This is a genomic window from Arthrobacter agilis (assembly GCF_002953615.1).
Taxonomy (GTDB): Bacteria; Actinomycetota; Actinomycetes; order Actinomycetales; family Micrococcaceae; genus Arthrobacter_D; species Arthrobacter_D agilis_B.
The window spans coordinates 3,281,745-3,285,246 of sequence record NZ_CP024915.1 but is presented as its reverse complement, the minus strand read 5'-3'; the positions used below and the strand labels follow the sequence as shown (position 1 = coordinate 3,285,246).

Here is a 3,502-nt window from a genome sequence, read left to right as displayed (position 1 = left end):
AGGTGGAGGGATCACCTCTGCCGCCGGGAGATCCGGCGGCGTGGGCAGGGGTGTGGGCGCCGAGCCCCCGCGGCGGTAGAGCTGGATCCACTCCGCCATGCTGCCGAGCCTGTTCTCCTCCGGCACCGCGAGGTCCTCCCCGACAGCGGCGGCGACGTCGAGCACGCCGTAGCCGTAGAGCGTGTCGAACCCCGGGCGGCCTGCATCGCGCGCGGTGCCGACGATGCGGTTGACGACCTGTGCAGCCGAGAGCTCGGGGTACCTGGACCGGATCAGCGCGGCGACGCCGGACACGAGGGGTGCCGCTCCGGAGGTGCCGGACCAGTCGGCGTAGAACCCACCGGGCAGGCCTCCGACGAGATTCTCGGACGGAGCGGCGACCGCGATGCTGATGCCCTCCGAGGACGCCTCGGCGCTTGCGACGCCCGACCGGTCGAGTCCTGCGACCGCGAGGACACCGGGGATCGTGGCGGGCGCACCGACCTGGGTCAGTCCCCCGGCCCGGTTGCCTGCGGCGGCGACGATGACGACGTCGTTCTGCTCCGCGTACAGGAAGGCCTCGTCCCAGCTCTCCGGCCAGGCGGTACTGGTACTGCCGAGGGACATGTTGATGACGTCGGCGCCGTTGTCGACGGCCCAGCGGACGGCGGCCGGTACCTGCTCGTCCACCGTCACGCCTGCGGGGTTGGGGCCGCTGTTCTGCCCCTCGATCCACACCGAGACGGCGAGCAGGTCGGCCTTCGGCGCCACTCCCACGATGCCGTCCGGCCCCTCGCCGTACTGGCCGAAGGGGTCCCGCGCGGGCGTGGCCTTCGCCGTGCTGCCGCCGGACGGCCTGGCCGACGGTCCCGCCTGCTCCGGTCCGTCGGTGTGCCCGCGTCCGGCCAGGAGGGTCCCGACGAGGGTGCCGTGGCCGGGCACCTCCCCGATGCCGCGCTGCCCCCGCGGATCTCCCGCACCGGAGGCGTCCGTGCCGCCCACCACGGCACCGGCCAGATCCGGATGGTTCCCGTCGATCCCGCTGTCGATCACGGCCACCGTGACGCCCTCACCCTGCGTGCTCCTCCAGGCCTCGGCGATGCCGTAGTCCTCGAGCCAGTACTCCTTGGCACGCACCTCGTCCGCCGCGGCGGGCACCGCAGCGGGCAGCAGGGCCACCAGGCCGGCGACGACGGCGGCGGCCGTCCGCACGGCGAGGCGCCGTCGGGTGCGCATCAGCTCACCGTTCCCGCTCCGCGATGCCGAGGGCTATCCCATCGAGGATGTCGTGCTCGCTCGTGACCGCCGTCGAGACCCGGCCGTCCCTGACGTCGGCGACGCGCTCCACGATCGACCTCCAGATGAGCGCTCCCGCACCGATCACGTCGACGCGGCCGGGGTGCATGTAGGGCAGTGCGGCCCTGCCCTGCCGTGTCATGTGCAGGAGGTCCGCTGCCGCCGCCGAGACCACCGGGATCGGCAGCTCCGCGCCGTGGATCCGCTCCGGCTGGTAGGACGGGAGACCGAGGGCGTGCGCGGTGACCGTGGTGACGCTCCCGGCGACGCCGACGATCTTCGTGATCCTGTCCAGGGGGACCTGCGCCGCGGCGTCGTCCATCATGCGGCCGACCTCCGCCTCCATTGCCGCGATCTGGTCCGGCGTCGGCGGGTTGTCCTTGAGGAAGCGCTCCGTATAGCGGACGCACCCCATGTCGGTGCTCCGCGCGGCGATGAGGCCGCCGGCCGTCCCGGCCACGAACTCCGTGCTCCCGCCGCCGAGGTCGATCACCAGGACCGTCTCGTCGCGGGCAGCCTCGAGGACGCTCACGGCGCCGGCGAAGGACAGCCTCGCCTCCTCGTCGCCGGAGACGACCTCCGGCTCGACGCCCAGCCGTGCCCGGATGCCGTCGACGAAGTCCTGGCGGTTCTCGGCGTCGCGGGACGCCGACGTCGCGACGAAGCGCACCGGCGGGTTGCCGTGCCGGTCGATGAGCTCCGCATACTCCTCGGTCGCGGCGAAGGTCCGCGTGAGCGCCGCCTCCGAGAGTCGGCCGGTCGCGTCGACCCCCTCGCCGAGGCGCACCACGCGCATGAGTCGTTCGACGTCGGTGAGGACCCCGTCCGCGATGTCCGCGATCAGGAGTCGGATGGAATTGGTGCCGCAGTCGATGGCAGCTGTACGCATTACTTCTCCTCGGTGGCGCCGCTGGGGGCTGAAGCGGTGGTGGAAGCCGGGGTGGACGCGGCGTGGGCCCCGGCGACCGGCGTGCTCGCGTCTGCCGTGCCGTCCGGCTCCGCTCCGCGGCGGCGCGCCGCCCGCTTCGCCTCAAGCTCCTCGGGGCTCAGGCCCTGGGTCCTGGTGTGCCGGCTGAGGTCGGCGTGGGGTGCCTGCCCCGTGGTGTCCCAGGCCCCGTCGCAGGAGCAGTGCTCCGGCGTCCACCACGGCGCTATCCGTGCGATCGCCTCGTCGCCCAGCGGATTGACCCCGGGTCCCGCCGCGAGCGAGTGGCCCACGAGGACGTGCAGGCACTTGACGCGGGTGGGCATGCCTCCGGCCGAGACACCGTCGATCTCGGGGACCGGGCCGGTCCCGGCCCGCTGCCCGACGGCGTCGCGCGCGGCGAGGTACGCCTCGTGGGCGGCCCGGTAGCGCTCGGCGAGGCCGGCGTCGGCGGTCAGCCAGTCGCTCATCTCGGTCATGACGCCGTCCGCCTCGAGCCGCGACACGGCGGAGGTGACCACGGGATGGCTGAGGTAGTAGGTGGTGGGGAACGGGATGCCGTTCGAGAGGCGGGGTGCGGTGGTGGCGACGAGCGGGTTGCCGCAGACGCACCGCGCCCCGATCTCGACGACGTCCCGCACGGGGCGGCCGAGCTGGCGGCTGAGGACGTCGAGGTCGCGTGCGCTGGGGGTCCGGGGATCCTGTCCCTCGGGACCGCGCTCGTCGCGCTCGTCATGCTGGTCGTGGTGGGTCACGCTGTTCCTTCCTGGACGCTCCGGGGCGTACGGTTCGCGGGGGCGCCCGGCCCGCTCAATCTGTCGCTGCGCGGGCGACCGAGCTCCAGAGGGAGTCGACCCAGGGCAGGTCGGCCGGGTCGGCGGCCGAGCCCTCGCCCGTGCTGTCCTCGATCCCGTCGGCGCCCTTGACGAGGTACCGGGTCTCGCCCGGCATCACGAGGAAGATGCGCTCGCGCGCCTGCTGCCGGACGAAGGCCGGGTCGTCCCAGCGGGCGAGCTCCGACCGGTAGTCCGCCTGCTCCTGCTGCTGCCGGGCGATGTCCGCACGGAGCGCGTCGAGCTCCGCCTGCTGCTGCAGGTACCTGCTCACGGACGGCGCCAGCAGCACGATCACGGCGATGAGCACGACGGCGAGCGCCAGCAGGCGACCGGAGAAGGACTTCGCGGGGATCGGCGTCGCCTCCTCCGCCGGCTGGATGGCGGTCTCGGCACGACTGGCACCGAGCCTGCCGCGGCGGATGCTGCCGGCGAGCTGGGACCGTTCGGCGGCCCGCGCCTCGGACGG

Annotated in this window: 4 protein-coding genes; all 4 read right to left on the bottom strand. The window is 73.6% G+C overall.

Annotated elements, in window-relative coordinates; genetic code table 11:
* The coding region (locus CVO76_RS16090; protein ID WP_208740105.1) for a S8 family serine peptidase at window positions 1–1,215 on the bottom strand (1,215 nt) is incomplete at its 3' end.
* A 4-nt stretch (window positions 1,216–1,219) separates the two neighbouring features.
* Window positions 1,220–2,164, bottom strand: a complete 945-nt coding sequence (locus tag CVO76_RS16085; RefSeq protein ID WP_208740104.1) for a Ppx/GppA phosphatase family protein — start codon at window positions 2,162–2,164, stop codon at window positions 1,220–1,222.
* A complete protein-coding gene (locus CVO76_RS16080) occupies window positions 2,164–2,955 on the bottom strand; it encodes a DUF501 domain-containing protein (RefSeq protein WP_208740103.1) in 792 nt (263 codons plus the stop codon). Before CVO76_RS16080 ends, CVO76_RS16085 begins: the two co-directional genes overlap by 1 nt.
* Window positions 2,956–3,010: 55 nt before the next feature.
* Window positions 3,011–3,502 (bottom strand): FtsB family cell division protein (locus CVO76_RS16075; RefSeq protein WP_244186054.1); only part of this gene is annotated, 492 nt, incomplete at its 5' end.